Annotated in this window: 15 protein-coding genes and 1 tRNA gene; 11 read left to right on the top strand and 5 right to left on the bottom strand. The window is 60.3% G+C overall.

Going from position 1 to position 20,147, the window contains the following annotated elements:
• The first annotated feature begins 87 nt into the window (after nt 1-87).
• The 3 genes from LG376_RS11260 to LG376_RS11250 all read left to right on the top strand — a co-directional run bounded on the left by LG376_RS11260 (nt 88) and on the right by LG376_RS11250 (nt 3,198).
• A complete protein-coding gene (locus LG376_RS11260; RefSeq protein ID WP_225747178.1) occupies nt 88-621 on the top strand; it encodes a type 1 glutamine amidotransferase domain-containing protein in 534 nt (177 codons plus the stop codon).
• Nucleotides 622-848: 227 nt separating this feature from the next.
• On the top strand, nt 849-1,760 hold the full coding sequence (locus LG376_RS11255) for a cation diffusion facilitator family transporter (protein ID WP_225747177.1): 912 nt from the start codon (nt 849-851) through the stop codon (nt 1,758-1,760).
• A gap of 514 nt (nt 1,761-2,274) precedes the next feature.
• Nucleotides 2,275-3,198, top strand: coding sequence for a PRC and DUF2382 domain-containing protein (locus tag LG376_RS11250; RefSeq protein ID WP_049378474.1), 924 nt, complete (start codon nt 2,275-2,277; stop codon nt 3,196-3,198).
• A 67-nt stretch (nt 3,199-3,265) separates the two neighbouring features.
• Here the strand turns inward: LG376_RS11250 and LG376_RS11245 are convergent, their stop codons facing one another.
• Nucleotides 3,266-4,627, bottom strand: coding sequence for a dicarboxylate/amino acid:cation symporter (locus tag LG376_RS11245; protein WP_198492810.1), 1,362 nt, complete (start codon nt 4,625-4,627; stop codon nt 3,266-3,268).
• A gap of 281 nt (nt 4,628-4,908) precedes the next feature.
• Between LG376_RS11245 and LG376_RS11240 the strand changes: the two genes are divergently transcribed.
• Nucleotides 4,909-5,991, top strand: a complete 1,083-nt coding sequence (locus LG376_RS11240; protein WP_225747176.1) for a thermonuclease family protein — start codon at nt 4,909-4,911, stop codon at nt 5,989-5,991.
• 222 nt (nt 5,992-6,213) lie between these two features.
• On the opposite strand, the gene LG376_RS11235 is transcribed toward LG376_RS11240, so the two are convergent.
• Nucleotides 6,214-7,422: an IS110 family transposase gene (locus LG376_RS11235; RefSeq protein ID WP_225746082.1), complete on the bottom strand. Its 1,209-nt coding sequence runs from the start codon at nt 7,420-7,422 to the stop codon at nt 6,214-6,216.
• A 452-nt stretch (nt 7,423-7,874) separates the two neighbouring features.
• On the opposite strand from LG376_RS11235, the gene pcp reads away from it, so the two are divergent.
• Genes pcp through nrfD form a run of 4 tightly spaced genes read left to right on the top strand, consistent with a single transcriptional unit; the run spans nt 7,875 to nt 13,947 of the window.
• The gene (gene pcp, locus LG376_RS11230; RefSeq protein ID WP_225747175.1) at nt 7,875-8,462 is read left to right on the top strand and encodes a pyroglutamyl-peptidase I; all 588 of its coding nucleotides are present in this window, start codon (nt 7,875-7,877) and stop codon (nt 8,460-8,462) included.
• A 47-nt stretch (nt 8,463-8,509) separates the two neighbouring features.
• Nucleotides 8,510-11,776, top strand: a complete 3,267-nt coding sequence (fdnG, locus tag LG376_RS11225; protein ID WP_225747174.1) for a formate dehydrogenase-N subunit alpha — start codon at nt 8,510-8,512, stop codon at nt 11,774-11,776.
• The gene (locus LG376_RS11220; RefSeq protein ID WP_225747173.1) at nt 11,777-12,835 is read left to right on the top strand and encodes a 4Fe-4S dicluster domain-containing protein; all 1,059 of its coding nucleotides are present in this window, start codon (nt 11,777-11,779) and stop codon (nt 12,833-12,835) included.
• Nucleotides 12,832-13,947 (top strand): NrfD/PsrC family molybdoenzyme membrane anchor subunit, encoded by a 1,116-nt coding sequence (nrfD, locus tag LG376_RS11215; RefSeq protein WP_225747172.1) that lies wholly within the window; start codon nt 12,832-12,834, stop codon nt 13,945-13,947. The genes LG376_RS11220 and nrfD overlap by 4 nt, the downstream gene beginning before the upstream one ends.
• Here nrfD and LG376_RS11210 read toward each other — a convergent pair.
• Both LG376_RS11210 and selD read right to left on the bottom strand, forming a co-directional pair.
• The gene (locus tag LG376_RS11210; RefSeq protein ID WP_225747171.1) at nt 13,944-14,534 is read right to left on the bottom strand and encodes a hypothetical protein; all 591 of its coding nucleotides are present in this window, start codon (nt 14,532-14,534) and stop codon (nt 13,944-13,946) included. The genes nrfD and LG376_RS11210 overlap by 4 nt on opposite strands.
• Before the next feature lies 1 nt (nt 14,535).
• Complete coding sequence (selD, locus tag LG376_RS11205) at nt 14,536-15,519, bottom strand: selenide, water dikinase SelD (RefSeq protein WP_225747170.1); 984 nt, start codon at nt 15,517-15,519, stop codon at nt 14,536-14,538.
• 172 nt (nt 15,520-15,691) lie between these two features.
• On the opposite strand from selD, the gene LG376_RS11200 reads away from it, so the two are divergent.
• The 3 genes from LG376_RS11200 to selB all read left to right on the top strand — a co-directional run bounded on the left by LG376_RS11200 (nt 15,692) and on the right by selB (nt 18,901).
• Nucleotides 15,692-15,786 (top strand) — tRNA-Sec (locus LG376_RS11200).
• Between the two features lie 25 nt (nt 15,787-15,811).
• The gene (selA, locus tag LG376_RS11195; RefSeq protein ID WP_255632149.1) at nt 15,812-17,128 is read left to right on the top strand and encodes an L-seryl-tRNA(Sec) selenium transferase; all 1,317 of its coding nucleotides are present in this window, start codon (nt 15,812-15,814) and stop codon (nt 17,126-17,128) included.
• Complete coding sequence (gene selB / locus LG376_RS11190) at nt 17,129-18,901, top strand: selenocysteine-specific translation elongation factor (protein ID WP_225747169.1); 1,773 nt, start codon at nt 17,129-17,131, stop codon at nt 18,899-18,901.
• Between the two features lie 31 nt (nt 18,902-18,932).
• On the opposite strand, the gene LG376_RS11185 is transcribed toward selB, so the two are convergent.
• Nucleotides 18,933-20,018: a hypothetical protein gene (locus LG376_RS11185; RefSeq protein WP_225747168.1), complete on the bottom strand. Its 1,086-nt coding sequence runs from the start codon at nt 20,016-20,018 to the stop codon at nt 18,933-18,935.
• Nucleotides 20,019-20,147: the final 129 nt, after the last annotated feature.

The following is a 20,147-nucleotide window of genomic DNA, read 5'->3' as shown; positions in this document are numbered from 1 at the left end:
GCAACCCACTCGCGCGCAAGAGAAGGTAGCGAAGACGAAACTTCCGCGTTACTGTGGGCGGCGCACCCGAACAAAGGAGGTTGCAACATGGCTGAACTAGATAACAAGACCATTGCCATCATCGCTACCGATGGCTTCGAAGACTCTGAGCTGACCTCCCCGTTGGAGGCCGTGAAGAACGCAGGCGCTATCGTGCGTGTCCTCGCCCCAGAGGCCGGCACCATTACCGGCAAGAAGGGCACGGAGATTTCCGTTGACGCCGCTACCGCTGACTCCACTAGCGAGTCTTTCGATGGCATCATTCTGCCTGGCGGTACCGATAATGCTGACCTCATCCGCTTGGATAAGGCTGCGGTGGAAATCGTGCGCAACCACATGAGCAAGGATCTGCCGCTCGGCGCCATCTGCCACGGTGCTTGGATCCTGGCTGATGCTGAAGCCCTCAAGGGCCGCACCCTGACGTCCTTCCCGTCCCTGCAGACCGACCTGCGCAATGCAGGTGCCACCTGGGTAGATGAGGAAGTCCACTGCGACCAGGGCTTGGTCTCGTCCCGCACTCCAGATGACCTGCCAGCCTTTAACGCCAAGCTGGTAGAAGAGTTTGCAGAGGGCCAGCACTAAAGCTTCACGAATTTAAGCCACGGGAGTTTCCCGTGGCTTTTTTCGATCTTGCGCCGGTGTCACATGCCCTATAAAGTTAGGATTTCCAGAAGGGGAGTAGTTCCCTCGGTTAATTCCGAGATGACTGGTCGACATACTGGCGTTTAGCCCGGCCAGCCAGCGCCCGCAGTGCCCGCGGCCGTGAACGAGACCTTCGGTCCGCAACCGAACCGAAGGGAGAAGTGACTATGTCCTCCATAGGCTCAGAGCAGCGCATTCTTGAGCGCTTCATGCAGCTATCCATCGCCGCCGCTGTGGCTACCATCATCCTCAAGGCCTTGGCCGCGTGGTTTACCGGCTCGGTGGGCTTCCTCTCTGATGCCTTCGAATCCCTCGTGAATCTCGTCGCGGCCGTCGCCGGCTTTTATGCCCTCCGGATTGCCTCTAAGCCGGCCGACGATAACCACCAGTTTGGCCACGGCAAAGCCGAGTATGTCTCCGCCTTGGTAGAGGGCGCAATGATTTTTATTGCGGCCGGCATGATCGTGTACACGGCGATCCAACGCTTCTTTGTTCCGCAGCCGATTGAAGAGCCGGGCTGGGGCTTGGCGTTGTCAACCCTTTCGTCCGTGCTCAACGGCGCGGTGGGCATCGCGCTCATACATGCAGGTAAGCGCTACCGTTCCGCCACCTTGGAGGCGGATGGGCACCATTTGCTTACCGACGTCTGGACTTCCGTCGGCGTCCTTGTCGGCATCGCCGCCGTATTCCTTACTGGCTGGTGGTGGCTGGATCCTGTAGTGGCGCTTGCAGTGGGCATCAATATCTTATGGACGGGCTATAGCCTCCTGCGCGATTCGGTGAGCAGCCTGCTTTCTGAGGCGCTTCCCGACGACGAGCGTCAGAACATTAGGCAGCTCCTAGCTCGGCTGGAGCAGGAACACTCGGTAAACTTCACGGATCGTCGCACCGTGGCCTCTGGCCGCCAGCGGTTGGTGTACCTGACCATGGAGGTGCCAGGGGAGTGGAGTGTCATGCACTCTCACGAGGTTGCAGACGCAGTGGAGGTTGCCCTCGACGAGCTTTACCCAGGCTGCAGTGCGTTCATTCACGTGGAACCGGCTGGCTTGGAAAATCGACGCCCGTACCTATTCCGCTAAGACTTAGTCTTCTTAGTTTTCTGCTGACCACTGTGGCGAAAGCGCACTAGACCAATATGTGTGTAGGCCCGTTCGGGTGTACGGGCCTGTATACCGCCTGTGGATACTCGGAGAAAAAGTACCCCCTCTTTAGAGAATCCTGTGGGGTAGCTGTCACCGCATTTTGGGGGTGTGGTGAACAGTGGACGATTTGGAGATCGTGAAGGGGTGCGTCTAGGGCGCTGCGGGCGAGAGAATCGGCATCCGGTTTTCGCAGTTCGGGTGCTTATGGTGCAGATTTTCCAATGTTATAGAACTGTTACCAACCGTTCTGAGCTGCATGAAGCTTGGCTTTGGTGAACAAACTCGAGAAAAATCTCCGCTAGCGGTCGAAAAATTTTGATTTCTCCGTATGGTGGTTGTTACAGCAATCAATTGGAGATTTTCACCCCCACACTCCACGTGGCGGGGTTAGAAAATGTCCTTTTGTTTGGTTGAAGATAGCTATACCAATAGCAGAAAGGATTTACTGACAATGGGTAAGAACATTAAGGACCTCTTTAACGCAACCGCATACGACAAGAACGGCGAGAAGCTGGGCGACGTTAACGAGGTTTTCGTTGATGACCAGTCCGGCCAGCCTACCTTCGTTGAGGTTAACCACGGCCTGTTCGGCATGAACTCCAGCCTGGTTCCGCTGCGTGGACACGACTTCTCCGGCGATGACCTGAAGCTGGGCTTCTCCAAGGACCGTATCAAGGATGCTCCGGACTTCGACTCTGATAAGCCGCTGACCCCTGAGGCACAGTCCGATATCTTCAAGCACTACGGTCTGGATAACGCACGCGACGTTACCGACTACAAGGATTCCAACCTTGACTCCAAGCGCGACGTTCAGGCTGGCGCTGACAAGGATCACAACCTGACCGCAGGTGCTGGCGCTGCTGGTGCTGGCGCTGCTGGTGCAGGCGTTGCTGGTGCACATGCTGACGAGAAGAAGGCAGACACCCACACCACCGACGCTGCTGCTACCGAGCGCAAGGCTGGCGTAGCTGATGACGCTGCAGCTGCACGCACCAACAACGATGGCGAGCTCATCCGTTCCGAGGAGCAGCTCAACGTCAACAAGGAGCGCGTGGCTACCGGTGAGGCTCGCCTGCGCAAGTACGTTGTGACTGACACCGAGAGCGTCGAGGTTCCGGTCGAGCGCGAAGAGGTTCGCGTCGAGCGCACTCCGATCAACGCTGAGGATGCCAAGAACTACAACGGCGCTATCTCCGGTGACTCCGAGGAAGCTTCCGTCACCCTGCACGAGGAGCGCGTAAACGTGAACAAGGAAACCGTTCCGGTTGAGAAGATCAACCTGAAGAAGGACACCGTTCGCGACACCGAGACTCACACTGAGGAGCTGCGCAAGGAGCAGATCGACACCGATGGTGTTGACGGCCTCAAGAAGTAAAAGCGCATAGCTAAACGCCCGCAAGGATTACCTTGCGGGCGTTTCTTTTGCCTTTTAGGAGACTGGTTTAAGCCTTGACTCCGATGGTCTCGGCCGAGTCAGAATCCATAATGTGCTTGACGCCGTTCTCGGCAGCATCCCAGGTTGCCTTGTCCTGGATGCCGGCGCGCTTAGCCACGATGGTGGCGCACAGCACCTGTCCGGTGACGTTGAGTGCGGTACGGCCCATGTCAATGATTGGCTCGATGGCAAGCAGGAGACCAACACCGGCCAGTGGCAGGCCGAGCGTAGAAAGCGTCAGGGTGAGCATTACCGTTGCGCCGGTGGTGCCTGCGGTAGCGGCGGAACCGATAACGGACACGAAGATGATGAGCAGGTACTGGGTGAAGTCAAGGTCGATGCCATAGAACTGGGAGACGAAGATGGCAGCGATGGCTGGGTATACGGAAGCGCAGCCATCCATCTTGGTAGTTGCGCCCAGCGGAATAGCAAAGGAAGCGTACTCGGATGGAACGCCCATAGCCTTTTCACTGAATCGCTCGGTAGCTGGCATGACGCCCATCGAAGAACGGGTGACAAAGCCCAGGGAGGTCACGGGCCACACGCGCTTGAAGAAGCCGATGACCGGGATCTTGTTGTATTTCAGTACTGCCGGGTAGACCACGGCAAATACCAGGCCCATGCCGACGTACATGGCCAAGACGAACTTGCCCAGCGAGCCCAGTGCATCCCAGCCGTAGGTAGCTACGGCCTTACCGATGAGGGCCGCGGTGCCAATCGGGGCAAGGCGGATAATCCACCACAGGATGACCTGAATGACCTTCAGAAAGGACTCGGTAAAGCGCAGGAAAGGCTCAGCAGACTTGCCGGTCTTGACGGCGGCGATACCAATGGCCAGCGAGATAACGAGGAGCTGGAGAGCACCAAAGCTGAGGGATACTTCGCCGTCGGAAAGCGAGGCGGTAAGGCCCATGAAGTTCTGGGGCAGAAGCTGCTCAAAGAACGCGGTCCACGAGCCGACGTGGGAAGGATCCTGCGCGGTGGCAGCATCGATGCTCGTGCCGATGCCCGGCTTCATCACGACGGCGACGATGATGCCCGTCAAGACGGAGAAGAATGCGGTGATGGCAAACCATACAAGCGTGGAAATTGCCAGGGACGCGGCGTTGGCAACCTTGCGCAGATTAGCGACGGAGGTAACAACAGCGGCGAAGATCAGTGGCGGGATCATCACCTTGAGCAGCTGGACGTAGGCGCTGCCGACGCCCGTGAGCAGGGTGGTTAACCAGCCCGGGTTATCTGGGTCGGTATCCATGCCGGAGGCAATGAAGCCCAGGATAAGGCCGATGATGAGGCCCGCGATGACCTGAGCACCGAATCCCGTGGCCCAGCCGGGAAGCTTGGAGTGCGAAGATTCTTGTTGGGACATAAAGATTCCTTTGAAAATAAAAATGGACAGATCGGACTATTTTCCAGATACTGTCCTGTTCAACTTCAACATCGCTCAGCTTATTCCTTCTACGTCTGTAGGTACAAAGTGCGAGTGCTTTGCCGTGGCCGCAACCTCACCTTTCGCGCTCACGGAAAGGTGGATTTGCGCTGGCTTTATGGTGCTGGTGAGCGCGAAGGGAGGGGAGCTTGAGCTGCCACGCGTGTCCCATTGCTAACTTTAAGTAGCTACTCTCTTTATCTTTCTCAGGAGGAACATTCATGGGCTGGGTTAAACCTCTCGTTGGCATTTTCGCAGTTGGCGCAGTGGCTTCCGTTGCTTTAGGCGGCGGTGACGAAGATACTGTGGTGATCAATCGAGTGATCGATGGTGACACCATTGACGTCGACATAGACGGCGAAAATACCCGCGTTCGGCTACTTAATATTGATACGCCGGAAATCGGCCATAACGGCGAACCGAGTGAGTGCCTCGCGGAGGAAGCGAAGCAGTACTTGGAAGGACGGCTGCCAAAGGGGACGGAGGTTCGGTTGGAATATGACTCCGAGCGGACTGACAAGTATGGCCGCACTCTTGCCGGTGTCTTTATTGACGATGACTTCATTAACGCGGATATCGCGGCCGAAGGGCTGGCCACGGCGGTTGTATTTGGCGGAAATGACAAGTTTTACGACGAAGTGCACAATTCCGAACGCGGCCCTAAAGAGGCCGGCGAAGGGATCTTTGGTGTCTCGGATGAGTGCAAGGTTTCCAGCGATAAGGGCATGGCCGAGGCGCTTAGCGGCGCTGAAGCTGCGGCGGCAGCATTTGCAGCTTTCGGGGAAGCTGATATTGCAGGGTACGAGGATGTACTGGACAAGTCAGGAGCTGCGAAGGCCGGATTAGCGGTTCTGACTCGCCACAAGGATGATCGAAGCACCTTCCAGAAAGCAGCGTATCCGGATGCTCCCAAGGAGATTGCCGCGAAGAAGGAACGCGACCTTGAGGGGAAGGAGAAACAAACCCGCGAAGAGCTCGAGAAATTGGAGGAGAAAGAGCGGGAGGAAGAGAAGCGTGAGAAGGAGCGCCAGGAAGAAGAACGCCGCCGTGCAGAGCAGCGGCAAAAAGAGATTCGCCAGCAGGAGCACGACGCGCCGGAAGTAGAGGTAGCGGAGCAGCCAACGCATGACGAGGTGGCTGACTATAAAGCCCCCGAGCAGCAGCCCGCACCTCAGCCGAAGCCGGTCGTCGATAACTACACTGGGTGCCGAGCTTATGGCGGGAACTATGCCATGACGTCAGTAGATAAGAATGGACGTTCATACGCGAAGATCGACTGCACTACCAAGCAACAAATCGGTTAGGTGCCCTCGTCCTTCGCGCTCACGGGCAGGCTCCCGAGTGCTTGGACCACCATTCCCGGTGAGCGTGAGGGGAGGTGTTCCTATATAGGTTGTCAACTCCGCGGGTGGGCTTGTTGGGGGTGTGAAGGGTTTCTGCTTCACGTTGTGGATGTTGTTTTCGGGCATCTTGAGGAGCCGATTGGGCTTGCTGCTCAATCGGCTTGAGGTGCGGTTCTGTTGGTTCTAGGCTGCTGCGGCCTCCCGGACTGTAGAGATGTCTCGGTAGAGCTCGCCGCTTCGCATCATGGCGAAGAGAACGTTTAGGCGTCGGCGTGCGAGTGCGACGACTGCGGCGTTGTGTCTTTTGCCTTCTTTGCGTTTTCGTTCATAGAATTGCCGGGAACGCTCGTGGAATCTGATCGATGCAAAAGACGATTGCCATAGGGCGTTCTTTAATTTTTTGTTGCCAGCCCGGTTGGGCGAACTCGACATAATGGACGTTCCCGACTGATTCGTCCGCGGTGATAGGCCTGCATAGGACGCTAGGTGCGCTGCATCGGGGAAGTCGGACATATCGCCAGCAGTCATGAGGATCTGCGCCGCACTACGCGGGCCGATGCCGGGCATGGATAAAAGAATCTCGGTTTGAGGAATATCCTGAATGAGCTTAAGTACCTGCGCTTCGATTTCCTTGCGATTCTCTAATTTGGCCAATGCATCTTTGGCGGACATTGCTACGCCTAGTTCGGCGTATTCTGCGCCAGCAATGGACACGGTCTGTGCGTGGATGGCAGCAAGCATGGCATCGATGACAGGTTCAGGATTGCGCGCTTTGTGGCTGCGTGCAAAGGCTGCCAGGCGTGTTCTGCCGATGCGTCGAATCTTGGTGGGGCCACCGTATTTCGCAAGTAGGTGGAGAATCCACTTTCGGTGAATCATCTGTCCGCGCAGGACATGTTCGAAGGCAGGATAGGTTCCTACGAGCGCGGATCGCATCTGGTTAATCAGGCGTGTGTAGGCCCGAGCGAGGTCTTCGTCGATACCGTTGAGAACTTTCAACTGGATAAAGACTTCCTCAACGCGGTCGACGCTGCGCAGGGCGTCCGGAAGGTTAAGACCGGCATGGGCGATGACGTAGGCGTCGCGCACATCAGTCTTGGAGTTGCCGACGTGGATGCGAGAGAGCTGCCGCATCGCAAGCCCGGGTAGATAGCGAACGTCTGCCCCCATGTCTTGGGCGACTGTGACGGTTAAACGGCCGATGTTGTTGGGCTGATCGACAATGACAAGGACCGAAGCGTTGTCGGCGATGAATTGGCCGAAGAGCTTGCGTAATGAGCTTTCATGCTGGTTGATGCGTTTGGACAGGACTTGCCTGCCTTGAGGGTCGAGGACGCAGGCGTGGTGGAAGTATTTGCCGACGTCCACGCCAATGACGAAGTCATAGGCCATGGGTGTGTGCCTCCTAGCGATGAATTAGAAGTTGGACTATTTAAGCTTCATCGCTGGGGTTGTCGGACATACTTGCGCTGGCATCCACATTACTGTGAGACCTCATACCACCTGGGCTGGGTCAGGTTCCTATTAGCAGTTCGAGTATGTCACTGTCTTCGGCGGCATCACCCCCCGGATCATTTTCAGACAGGGGCGGGAATAAGCCATACCGAAGCCAGCGACTAGTTCCACTGTCTTTTCAGACGGAGGGAACGGAAATAAACATAACCCGCCCAATCGGGTGGACAGACCATGAATCTTCGGCGCCCTGAGGTGGAACTGCTAACAACGTAATGGGGAGAATCTGGCGTACATCCTTGCCGCTCACCAAGACTAGGGGAAGCGCCATTCAGGTGCTGCCGGTGAGCGCGAAGGGGGGGGAGGGCCCGGGGATCTGGAATACTGGCAGCATGAAAATCCTCGTAACCGCATTCGACGCCTTCGGCGGAGAGAGCATAAACCCCACGGAACGAGCTCTTCAGCAACTACCGGATCGCATTGGAGACGCGGAGCTCATCAAGCTGGTGATCCCGACGAAGTTCGGGGAATCGCTGCGTCGGGCGATTGAGGCGGCGGAGGGCTCGGCGGTCGATGCAATTGTATGTTTGGGCCAGGCCGGTGGGCGGGCCCATATCACCCCAGAGCGGGTCGCGATTAACGTTATGGATGCCGATATTCCTGATAATGCGGGTTATCAGCCGGTGGATGTACCGGTTGTGGAAGGCGGCCCGGCGGCATATTTCTCTACGCTGCCGGTAAAGGAAATGGTTGCGGCAATGGAGGATATTCCGACGCGGTTGTCGAATACGGCCGGGACTTTCGTGTGTAACCAGCTGCTCTATGGTCTCTTGCATCACTTCGCAGGGGCGAAGGTGCGCGCAGGATTTGTCCACGTCCCGTTCATTACAGAGCAGGAGAAAACGGATAAGCCCATGATGGAGCTGGCGGACATCGTTGGGGGGATTAAGCGGGCACTCTGGGCGGTGCAAGCTAGTTAGGGTAGCCTTTGTGGCTTTTTTAATCGGTGAAATATAGATTAAAGGACATGTCTCGCTTTAGCCCTCTCAACTGGCCGGTTGTGCGCCAGCTGCGCAGTGGCGATCCCTTCGGAAGGGACGTCAATACGCAGTCTCAAAAGAGTAAAGATAAGCATGGGCGCACCGTGGAAGCGGACCGCGTAGTGCAGTCGGTGTGCCCGTACTGCGCGGTTGGTTGCTCGCAGCGCGTATATGTCAAAGATGACCGCGTCATTCAGGTGGAGGGCGATCCGGATTCGCCCATTTCTCGTGGACGCCTGTGCCCGAAGGGATCTGCGTCGGAGCAGTTGATTAACTCCGCTACGCGCCTTACCAAGATTAAGTATCGTGCGCCGTACTCGACGGAGTGGCAGGATCTTGATGAAGATACCGCGATGGAGATGATTGCGGATCGTTTCTTGGAAGCCCGCCGGAACGGTTGGCAGGATGTGGACGATGAAGGTCGCACGCTCAACCGCACGATGGGCATTGCCGGTTTGGGCGGTGCGACCTTAGATAATGAGGAAAATTACCTCATCAAGAAGCTTTTTACCGCCGCTGGTGCGATTCAGCTCGAGAACCAGGCGCGTATATGACACTCCGCCACTGTTCCTAGTCTAGGAACTTCGTTTGGCCGCGGCGGCGCAACCCAACCGCTGCAGGATATGGCGAATGCGGACTGCATCGTCATTGAGGGTTCTAATATGGCCGAGTGCCATCCCGTGGGGTTCCAGTGGGTGGTGGAAGCCAAGAAGCGTGGTGCCCGCATCATTCACGTGGATCCGCGTTATACGCGCACGTCTGCCTTTGCGAATCGCCACATTGGCATTCGCGGCGGTACGGATGTGGTGCTTTTGGGCGCAGTCATTAACTACCTGCTGGACAATGACCTGTATTTCCATGACTACGTGGTGGCGTATACCAATGCGCCGATGATCATTTCGGAGGACTACCAGGACACCGAAGATCTGGACGGTCTGTTCTCTGGTTATGATCCAGAGACCGGTAAGTACGTCACGGATTCGTGGCAATACGTGCAGAAGCCGGAGGGTGCGTCGTGGAATGTGGAACGCGATGAGACGCTAGAGCATCCGAATTCGGTCTTCCAGATTCTCAAGCGGCACTACGCGCGCTATACGCCTGAGGTAGTGGAGGAGACCTGCGGTATTGCGCAGGAGGACTTCTATTACCTAGCGGAGTCGATCGCGCGGAATTCCACGCCGGATCGCACCACCTGCTTTGCTTATGCGTTGGGCTTTACCCAGCACACTCTGGGTGCGCAGTTTATTCGTACCGCGGCCATCTTGCAGCTGCTCACCGGCAATGTGGGTCGCCCAGGTTCGGGCATTATGGCGCTGCGCGGCCACGCCTCAATTCAGAGTTCTACCGATATCCCGACTCTGTTCCACTCCTTGCCGGGATATTTGCCGATGCCGAGCGTCGACAAGCAAAGCTGGCCAGAGTTCGTTGATGGAATCCGTAATGAGTCGCAGAAGGGCTTTTGGCAGATCGGTGAGAACTATGCGGTCTCGCTGATGAAGTCCTACTGGGGCGATGCAGCCACCAAGGACAACGGATGGGGCTATGACCTCATGCCGCGCATTTCTGGTGCGCATTCGACCTATGAAACGCTCATGGCCATGCTGGATGAGCAGGTGGAAGGCTACTTTGTCTTTGGCCAGAACCCGGCCGTGGCGCAGTCCAACGGCGGTATGCAGCGCCGCGGCTTGGCGGCGCTGAAGTGGCTGGTCGTACGCGATTTCCAGGAGATTGAGACCGCCTCCTTCTGGAAGGATTCGCCGGAGATTAAAAACGGCGAGCTTAAGACCGAAGACATCGGCACTGAGGTCTTCTTGATGCCGGCGGCCACCCACGTGGAAAAGGCGGGAACCTTTACCCAGACGCAGCGCATGCTGCAATGGCGTTTCCAGGCAGCACCGCCGCCAGGCGATGCGAAAAGTGACCTGTGGTTCTTCTACCAACTGGGCAAAAAGATCAAGGAGCGCCTGCGCGATTCCACCGATCCACGAGATCTGCCTTTGCAAAAGGTCACGTGGGACTATGTGGAAACCGAGGAAGGTGAGCCGAATTCTGAGGACGTCCTCAAGGAGATCAACGGCTACTACCTAGAGGGCCCGAAAAAGGGCGAGCTTTTGCCTGCCTTCGTGGAGATGAAGAACGATGGCAGTACCTCCGGTGGTTGCTGGATCTACACCGGCGTGTTTAAGGACGGCATTAATCATTCCGCGCGCAAGGTTCCGGGGTCGGAGCAAAACGAGGTAGCTCCCGAGTGGGGTTGGGTATGGCCGGCCAACCGCCGCCTGCTATACAACCGTGCTTCGGCGAAGCCGGACGGCACTCCGTGGTCGGAGCGCAAGAAGTATGTGTGGTGGGACGCTGACCAAGGTAAATGGGTTGGCGATGACGTGCCGGACTTCCCGGCTACCAAGTCCCCGAACTACAAGGCTCCGATCGACGCCGTGGGCCCGGATGCCCTCGACGGCACCGATGCCTTCATCATGCAGGCGGATGGTCGCGGTTGGCTCTTTGCGCCGACCGGGCTTTCCGACGGCCCATTGCCCACCCACTATGAGCCGCACGAGTCCCCGGTGCACAACGTGCTGTACAAGCAACAGCAATCGCCGACGCGCCTGACCATTAAGCGCCCAGACAACCTGTCGCGCCCAGAACCTGGTGAGCCGGGTTCGGAGGTGTTCCCGTTTGTCTTTTCCACCTATCGCCTCACCGAGATGTATACCTCGGGTGCGATGTCGCGCCGCCTGCCGTACCTGGCGGAGTTGCAGCCGGGCCTTTTCTGCGAGGTCGATAAGGCCTTGGCAGAAAAGCGTGGCTTGGAAAACGGCAAGTGGGCCACGATCATCTCGCCGCGTGGCGTCATTGAGGCACAGGTCTTGGTCACTGACCGTATGCAAATGATGAAGATCAATGGTGAGGAGTTCCACCAGATCGGTTTGCCGTATCACTACGGCGAGTCCGATTCCACGGCCGTTGCAGGCGATGGCGCCAATGATCTGCTGGGCCTTACGTTGGAGCCGAACGTATTCATCCAGAATTCCAAGATCGGCGCTTGCGATATCCAGCCGGGGCGTCGCCCGCGCGGTGAAGCCCGTGTAGAGATGCTCAAGGAGTATCAGAAGCGCGCGCACCTGAACCTGGATTCCGGTAATGATCTGCTCACCGTGGATGATTCCTTCACCTATAACCCAGAGCCGCAGCAGCCCGCGAACGCGGATGAGCACGGCGAGAAGGGCGAGGAAAGCGAAGAAGGTAAGTAAATGACAAATCTTCTGACCGAAAACGCGAGCCGGCACGGCTATGACAAGTACCGCCGCATGGCCTTTTTCACCGACACTTCCGTGTGTATCGGGTGTAAGGCCTGCGAGGTGGCGTGTAAGGAGTGGAACCGCAACCCGGTAGAAGGCTATGACGTCACGGGTGATTCCTATGACAACACCGGCGCACTGGGTGCAAATACCTGGCGGCACGTGGCCTTTGTGGAGCAAAACAATGACCGCATCGAGCAGGCCCGCGAGGAGGGAAAGAATCTCATTTCCTTGGGCATGCCTTCGGTAGGGGCGCAGGACCCAGAGGTTGATACCACCCCGCCGGATACGGATACGTTCCGGTGGCTCATGTCCTCGGATGTGTGTAAGCACTGCACGCATGCGGGTTGCTTGGACGTGTGTCCTACGGGCGCGCTGTTCCGCACCGAGTTTGGCACTGTGGTGGTCCAGGATGATGTGTGCAATGGCTGCGGCACTTGCGTGGCCGGCTGCCCGTTTGGCGTCATCGAGCGCCGCGATGACGGCGGTGTGGCGCTGAAGTATGACAAGACGGCCACGGTGGACTACGTGGATAATTCCCATGCCGGCGTGAACGTGTTGAAAAAGCTTAAGCAGCTTGCCCCGCAGGGCCCGGACCATACGCCGGGCGAGGCGATGCCGATCAAGAACTTGGGCGTGGCCCAGAAGTGCACTATGTGCTACGACCGCCTGAAGCAGGGCGAACAGCCAGCATGTTCTAAGACCTGTCCTACTGATTCCATTCAGTTCGGCCCGTACGAGGAGATGGTGGCCGCAGCCAAGGAACGCGTGCGCGTATTGCACGAGCAAGGCCTTACTGAGGCCCGCCTTTACGGTGCCAACCAGGACGATGGTGTGGGCGGAACCGGCTCCATCTTCCTGCTTTTGGATTCACCTGAGGTCTACGGTTTGCCGCCGGATCCGCGCGTGCCGACGGCCGATTTGCCGCAGATGTATAAGACCGCAGCCAAGGCTATCGGCGGCATGGCGTTGGCCGTGGCCGGTTCCTTCCTGATTGGGGGACGCAAATGAACAACTTTGATGAATACCGTCCACCGCAGCCGGAGCGCCGCAATCGCTACCGGAAGTTCGACGGTACGAAGCCGAAGAAGAAGCGGAAGCGTCCAGGCGCGGGTGCGCAGGACGGCTCCAAAGAGGAGCGCATGGCGCAGGACTTCGAGTTCTCGTCTTACTATGGCCGACCAGTGGTCAAGGCCCCGCCGTGGGAATGGCCTATCGGCGCCTACCTCTTCTTGGGCGGCGTGAGCGGTGGCTCGGGGCTCTTGGCCGCTGGCGCACAGGCCGTGGGCAATGCGCCGCTGCGTCGTACCACGCGCCTTTCTGCCTTTGGCGCGGCGGCCGTGGGATCGGTCTTTTTGATTCTGGATTTGGGCCGCCCGGAACGCGCATTGAACATGTTCCGCGTCTTCAAGGTGACCTCGCCAATGTCCATGGGCTCGTGGATTTTGTCGGGCTTTGCCAGCGCGGCTGCGCTGCCTGCCGCCGCGGAAGTAGATGCGGCGACTGGCCACAAGCTGCCGCTGCCGAAGTTTGTGCGTACGGTGCTTAAGAAGTCGGCCGGGCCGGCGGGCGCGGTCACGGGCGTGCTTGGCGGCCCGCTAGCGGGCTATACCGCGGTATTGCTGTCCAATACCTCGAACCCGGTGTGGAATGACATGAAAAAGCACCTGCCGTATGTTTTCGTTTCCTCGGCGGGTGCGGCGTCGTCAGGCCTGGCTATGGTGACCACTCCGGTCGAGCACGCGGGACCGGCCCGTGTGTTGGGTATGGCCGCGGCGGCCAGCGATCTGGCAGCGACCAAGGTGCTTGAGGAAGGCATGGAGCCAGAACCGCGCGAGGCTCTGCACGAGGGAAAGCCAGGCACGCTGATGAAGGCCTCGGAATACTTCATCGCGGCCGGTGGTGTCGGTAGTGCAGTGGCTGCGGTGACGAAGTCGCGGGCAGTCTCTGTGGCTGCGGGGATATCGCTCCTGGCAGGCTCGGCGTGCACGCGTTTTGGCGTGCTCAACGCGGGTCTACAAGCAGTGAAGAATCCGGAGACTACCATCGGGCCGCAAAAGCGCCGGGCGGAAAGGCGCCGGCGCGGGCAGGGCCTCGACCACGATGTGGTGAGCCCGGACTAGTCCAGGTCCTGCAGGGCGGGGGCGAGCTCCGCGCCGATGTCTTCCATGCGTTGTTGCTCGGCTGCGGAGTCGCGGCCATCACGGTGGAGGTAGTAGTTCAGCGCCACATCGCCCACGGTGGTCACGCAGGTGGTAGATACCGAATCCTTCACCGGCCAAGCGCTGCAATAAAAGTGCCGGTCAGCGGAGGTGAATTCGAAGGGGGAGTAGTCATTGGCGGGGCGCTGCTGGGCGGCGTTTTTGGCATCGAGATCGTCGTGCAGTAGCTCTAGGTAGCGCTGCGCTGCCTCATTGGGGTCATCGGGGCAAACAGGTGCGCCCTCGGCCTCATACTTCGTCCCCAGCAGGCTGACCTGCTCTTTATCCTCTGCGCGGTAGAGCGCGGAAAAGGAATGATCATCGTTTTCAGCTGACTGGGGGTCGAGCTTAGCTTCACCGAGCGAATCCGGCAGGGCCTCGCGCACCGCGGCACTATCAACAGGGGAGCATCCGCTTGGCGATGCCCCCTCGGACGAGCACCCCACCAGCCCTGCTGTGGCAAGGGCGGTGGAGGCGAGGGCGAGGAAAGCGGGGAGGCGTCGGCGCATTTTAAGCCTTAATGAACGCATCGCCGGTGCGCTCGGTGGTGTGGCCGATGATGGGGTAGCCAGGAACCTCGCCGATGAGGAGGAGGCCGCCGGAAGTTTGGGCGTCGGCAAGCAGCACTAGCTCTTCCTCGCTCAAAGAGGAATCGAGGTGTGGGCACACCCAGTCGAGATTGCGGCGAGAGCCGCCGGGGATGAAGCCCTCCGCCAGCGCCTCCTTTGCGCCTTCGATGGTGGGCACGGCGGAAAAGTCGAGCTCCGCGGCGATGCCGGAGGCACGGCACATCTTGTATAGGTGGCCGAGCAGCCCGAAGCCGGTGACGTCCGTGGCGGCGCGCACGCCCGCCTCCACCGCGGCGCGGGCGGCCTCACGGTTCAAGGTGGTCATGGAATCGACCGCGGCCTGGGAGACCTCGCCGGTGGCCTTGTGCTTGTTGTTGAGGATGCCCACGCCAATGGGCTTGGTCAGGGTGATGGGCAGGCCGGGCTCGGCGGCGTCATTGCGCATGAGCTTGTCGGGGGCCACGATGCCGGTAGCCGCCATGCCGTACAGCGGCTCGGGCGCGGTGATGGAATGGCCACCGGTAACGGAGATACCGGCCTCGGTGGCTATATCCATGCCGCCGCGCAGGACCTCGCGCAGCACATCGAGTCCGAGCTTTTCATTGGGCCAGCCCACCAGGTTAATGGCGGTAACCGGGGTGCCACCCATGGCATAGACATCAGAGAGTGCATTGGCCGCAGCCACTCGCCCCCAATCGTAGGGGTCATTGAGCATGGGCGTAAAAAAGTCCGCGGTGGAGATGACCGCCAGGCCATCTTGAATTTTTACGGCCGCGGCATCATCGCCATCGTCCAAGCCGACCAGCACGTTGGGGTCGGCCTTGCCAATGAGGCCTTCGACGGCGGATTCCAACTGTCCAGCGGGAATCTTGCAGGCGCAACCGCCGCCTGCGGCGAAAGAGGTGAGTTTAATATCTTCGGTCATATCGCCATTTTACTCATCCCGAGGAACTATTTGGCTGCACAGCAAGGTAGGGAACCTGTGTGTGGCGCGATAGGACATAGGGCGCCGAGGTTTCCACCTCGGAGCGGCATGGTGGAGGTATTGCGTGACAGGTGTGCCGGCACCGGGGAATGCCCGTGTAAGGTGAGCATACGGAGGCGTACGTGTCCTGGTGGGCGCCCCGGTCTTCAAAACCGGTGAGGCCGAGCATCTCGGTCTGGCAGGTTCGATTCCTGTCCGTCTCCGCCACTCGCGCGCAAGGAGGAATGCCACAGTGCCCACGCCCACGCCTGCTGCCAGCTCGGATCCCCGCAGGAATATTCCGCGCATGGACGAGCTGCTCCAGCTGCCGGAAGTAGAATCCGCGCGCCAGCGCCTTGCCGAGCACACCATCCGCGCGATAATCCAGGGTGCAGTCACCCAAGCACGCCGCGGTCAGCTGCCGGTCAGCGATATACCCGCAGAAATTGCGCGGCGCCTGGAACAAAAGAATGCGCATTCCCTGCAACCAGTCATTAACGCCACCGGCGTCATCATTCATACGAACTTAGGGCGTGCCCCGCTTCCCAGCGCCGCGGTAGAGGCCCTCCAAGCCGCCGCTTCCTATACCGATGTGGAAATGGACCTGGACTCGGGCAAGCGATCAAGAAACCGCGGTGCCGGCGCCACGGCCGCGCTGCTTGCGGCCTGCCCCGGTGCAGAAGATGCCCTGGTGGTCAATAACGGCGCTAGCGCCTTGCTGCTGGCTACCGCTGCGCTCGCTCCCGGCAAAGAAGTCATCATCTCGCGCGGCGAGCTCATTGAGATAGGAGCTGGCTTCCGCCTGCCGGAGCTCATCGAGTCCACGGCCACGCGCCTTAAAGAAATTGGGGCGACTAACCGCACGCACCTGGCCGACTACGAGCGCGCGCTGGGCGATAACATCGGCGCTATTTTGAAGGTGCACCCTTCTAATTTCCGCATCGAGGGCTTTACCTCCGCAGTCGGGGTAGAAGAACTGCACCGCCTAGCGGTGGAGCACGATACGCGACTCATCGTGGACTTGGGCTCCGGCCTGCTCACCCATGACCCGGCGCTGCCAGAAGAACCAGATATCCAGGCCCAGCTGCGCGCCGGCGCCGATATCGTCATAGCCTCCGGCGATAAGCTGCTTGGCGGTCCGCAGGCAGGAATCTTACTCGGTACCAAGGAGGCGATTGCTGCGGTGAAGAAGCACCCGCTGGCGCGTGCGGTGCGCATAGATAAGCTGCGCCTCAACGCGTTGGAGGCGGCCATTTCGACGCCCTCGAATGCGGTGCAGGACGCCCTCCACCTCGATCCCCAGACACACCGCGAGCGCACGGAAGCCATTGCACAGGCAGTCGGGGCAGAAGTGGTGTCTCATGATGGCCGCGTGGGCGGTGGCGGGGCGCCCGAATACCCGCTGCCCGGCTTCGCGGTGAGCCTGCCCGAGCGCTATGCGGACGCGCTGCGCCGCCAGGACCCGCCCGTGGTAGGTCGCGTGCATCAGGGCCGCTGCTTGGTGGATATTCGCTGCGTTCCTGTCGACCACGACGCCGCAGTTATTGCCGCTATTAAGGCGGTGAGCTAGGTGTACGTCGTCGCTACTGCCGGCCATGTGGACCACGGCAAGTCCACCCTGGTGCGTGCACTTACGGAGATGGACCCGGACCGGTGGGAGGAAGAACAGCGCCGCGGGCTCACCATTGATTTGGGATTTGCCTGGACTACGCTGCCTTCTGGCGCGGATGTGGCTTTCGTAGATGTGCCCGGCCATGAAAAATTCTTAGGCAATATGCTCGCTGGCGTGGGCCCAGCCCCGGTGGTCCTCTTTGTGGTTGCGGCCGATGAGGGATGGCAGGCCCAGTCCACCGACCACCGCGATGCCTTGCGTGCGCTGGGAGTAGAGCACGGCATTATTGCGCTCACTCGCAGCGATCGCGCCACCGTGGACCGCACCGCAGAAATCCGAACGCAGCTGGCCGGCACCCCGCTTGCCGACGCCCCCATTATCCCCGTATCCGCTCCTACCGGCGACGGCATTGCGGCGCTGCGGCAGGCGCTCGATGAGGTCCTGGCCGCTGTGCCCGTTCCCGATGCACAGGCACCCGTGCGCCTGTGGGTGGACCGCGCCTTTAGCGTGAAGGGCGCGGGCACCGTGGTTACCGGAACGCTCGCCGCGGGCACTCTGCGCGTAGGCGATAGCCTTAAGATAGCCACGGCTGGTGGGGAAAGGGACGTGGAAGTCCGCGGCCTGCATAGTGAAAATCGCGCGCAGGATTCACTCGGCCCCGTCACTCGCGCGGCCGTCAACCTGCGTGGGGCGGATGCCACCGATATCCACCGCGGCGACGTGCTGCTTACCCCGAGTGCGTGGCGCTTGGTGGACCACCTCGATGTCCGCCGCACCTTTGGCGCGGAGCTCGACGGGCTGCCCGATAACCTCGTCGTGCACACCGGTACCGCCGGGGTAGAGGCCCACCTGCGTCCCCTGTCTGCCGATTTCGCGCGCATCAGCCTGGCGCACCCGCTGCCGCTGCGGCTCCTTGATCGCTTCGTAGTGCGCAGCCCTGGCGGCCGGCACGTCGTCGCCGGCGTAGAGGCAGTAGACCTGCGCCCGCCAGAGCTTAACCGGCGCGGAGCCGCCCGCCGCCGCGCAAAGGAGCTCAGTGCCCAGGGCTCATTCCGTGATCCTGCCTCCTACCTGCGCCGGGTCGGCTTCGCCCGGGTGGATGACCTAGCCCGCGATGGCTTTACTACCGCAGCGCCGCCGCAAGGCATTATTGCTTTCCGCGACTGGTGGATTGCCGCCTCCCAAGTTACGCGGTGGAAGCACACGCTTACCGACGCCCTGCATGCCCACACCGCCGCCCATCCCCTAGCGCCGGGAATGCCCCGCAAGGCGGCCATGGACGCCCTCGGCCTGCAAGAAGAAGGCTTGCTGGGCCTTGCCATCGCCGCTGCGAAGGCGGAAAGCAGTGAGGGAGTGCTGCGCCTTCCTGGGCAGCGGGCGGACCTCGGCGCGGCGGAGCGCGGGGTCGCTGCCATTGAGGAAAGACTCAAGGCAGAACCGTTTGCGGCACCCGAAGCAGATGACCTCACGGAGCTAGGCCTGGGGCCCAAGGAGCTTGCCGCCGCCGAGCGCGCCGGGCGCCTCCTGCGCCTCAAGCAGGGAATCGTGCTCTTGCCCTCAGCTCCTGAGGAGGCGCGCCGGCGCCTTGCCGGACTGGAACAACCCTTTACTCTCTCGGCTGCCCGCCAGGCGCTAGGTACCACGCGGCGGGTAGCCATCCCGCTGCTGGAATACCTCGACGCCCAGCGGATTACCCGGCGCGGCGACGGGGGCCAACGCACCCTGCGCTAGAGGCGCGGGGCTCTGCCACCCAGGGCCGCACCTATTTGCGGTGATTGCCCCCGCGGTGGTGGGAGGTTTCGCGGGCTACGCGCCGGGCCCGCACGCGCGCGGATTCGGAGGAAAAGCGGCCCGGTTCTTCGGCTACCGGCAGCGCACGCCAGCTGAAATTCTGATCGCCCGGGATGGAGGAGACCAACTCCGCCAGCTTGGCGCTGGCCTGCGGTTGTTGTGATCGCTCATTGTGCTGCTGAGCTGGCGCATCTGGCTCAGCGGGTGCAGGCGGCTGGGCCTGTGGCCCTTTCGGGCGGCGTGAGCCGGTGGGCAGCGCCGTCACGATGGCCTCGGCGGAGAGCGTGTGCTCCCAGACCTCGGGCTGTGCGGGCGCGGCGACGGGCGCATTGGCGGGGATCGCCGGCTGAGGCGCGGGCACGCGCAGTGGCGGAACGGCGGGGGAGAAGAGCTCTGCGGGGGTAGCCTCATCGGCGGGGATATCGACGGCAAGCATGCCGTGGCTCGCGTAGGCGCGGGCGGAAAGCCCCGCTCCAGAGCCGCTGGCCGCGGCGAAAGCGGCGCGCAGGCCGGGGAACGCAGGAATGTCGCCGATGGGGCCGAGCACCATATCGTCGCAGGTGGCCACTGCGGTGCCGGCAAGGTCTTCCAGCGTGACGAAGAATTGCTGCGTGCCCATGCTCTCCAGCTGGGCGGGCGATAGGTCGCCGGCGGCGGCATCGATGAGCACGCCTTGCCCACCGGAGAGCAGTGCGGTTCCTTGCGTTTGGTCGTTGACCGGCACCATCCACGGCCACAGGCCCAGTGACACGGCAACCTCAACCTCGCCGTCTACTACTTCCACGGTGGCGATCGTCTGCGGCTGTGCGGAGGAGGCCTTTAAACGCTCCAAGGCGGGATACTCCGCCGCCTCGACCTCGTCCAGAAACCCCAAGAAGCCGAAGTCCGAGCGAACGCGCCAGCCGTTGGTGTAGGTATCGGGTTCTAGGGAGACGTCGACAAGCGCAGCGTGCTTCGCCACGCCGGGGATACTCAATGCGGTGCCCAGCACTGGGTGCTCGAGGACCGCAACATGCTCCACGCCGAAGTAACTAGTCGCGAGCGGGTATAGCGCCATAGAAAGTCACTCCCAAGGTTAAAGGCCGGTAAACAATGCGTAGCTCATTTTACGCATATAGGGGATAGGGCTGGCGCCAGCTTTATATCCTGCGAGTTTCTATTAATGTGTAGACAGCTCTCTTAAAAG

Source organism: Corynebacterium sp. Marseille-P4611, from assembly GCF_916618765.1.
Classification (GTDB): domain Bacteria; phylum Actinomycetota; class Actinomycetes; order Mycobacteriales; family Mycobacteriaceae; genus Corynebacterium; species Corynebacterium marquesiae.
The sequence above is the reverse complement of the archived record's forward strand: the minus strand, read 5'-3'. Positions and strand labels throughout refer to the sequence as shown.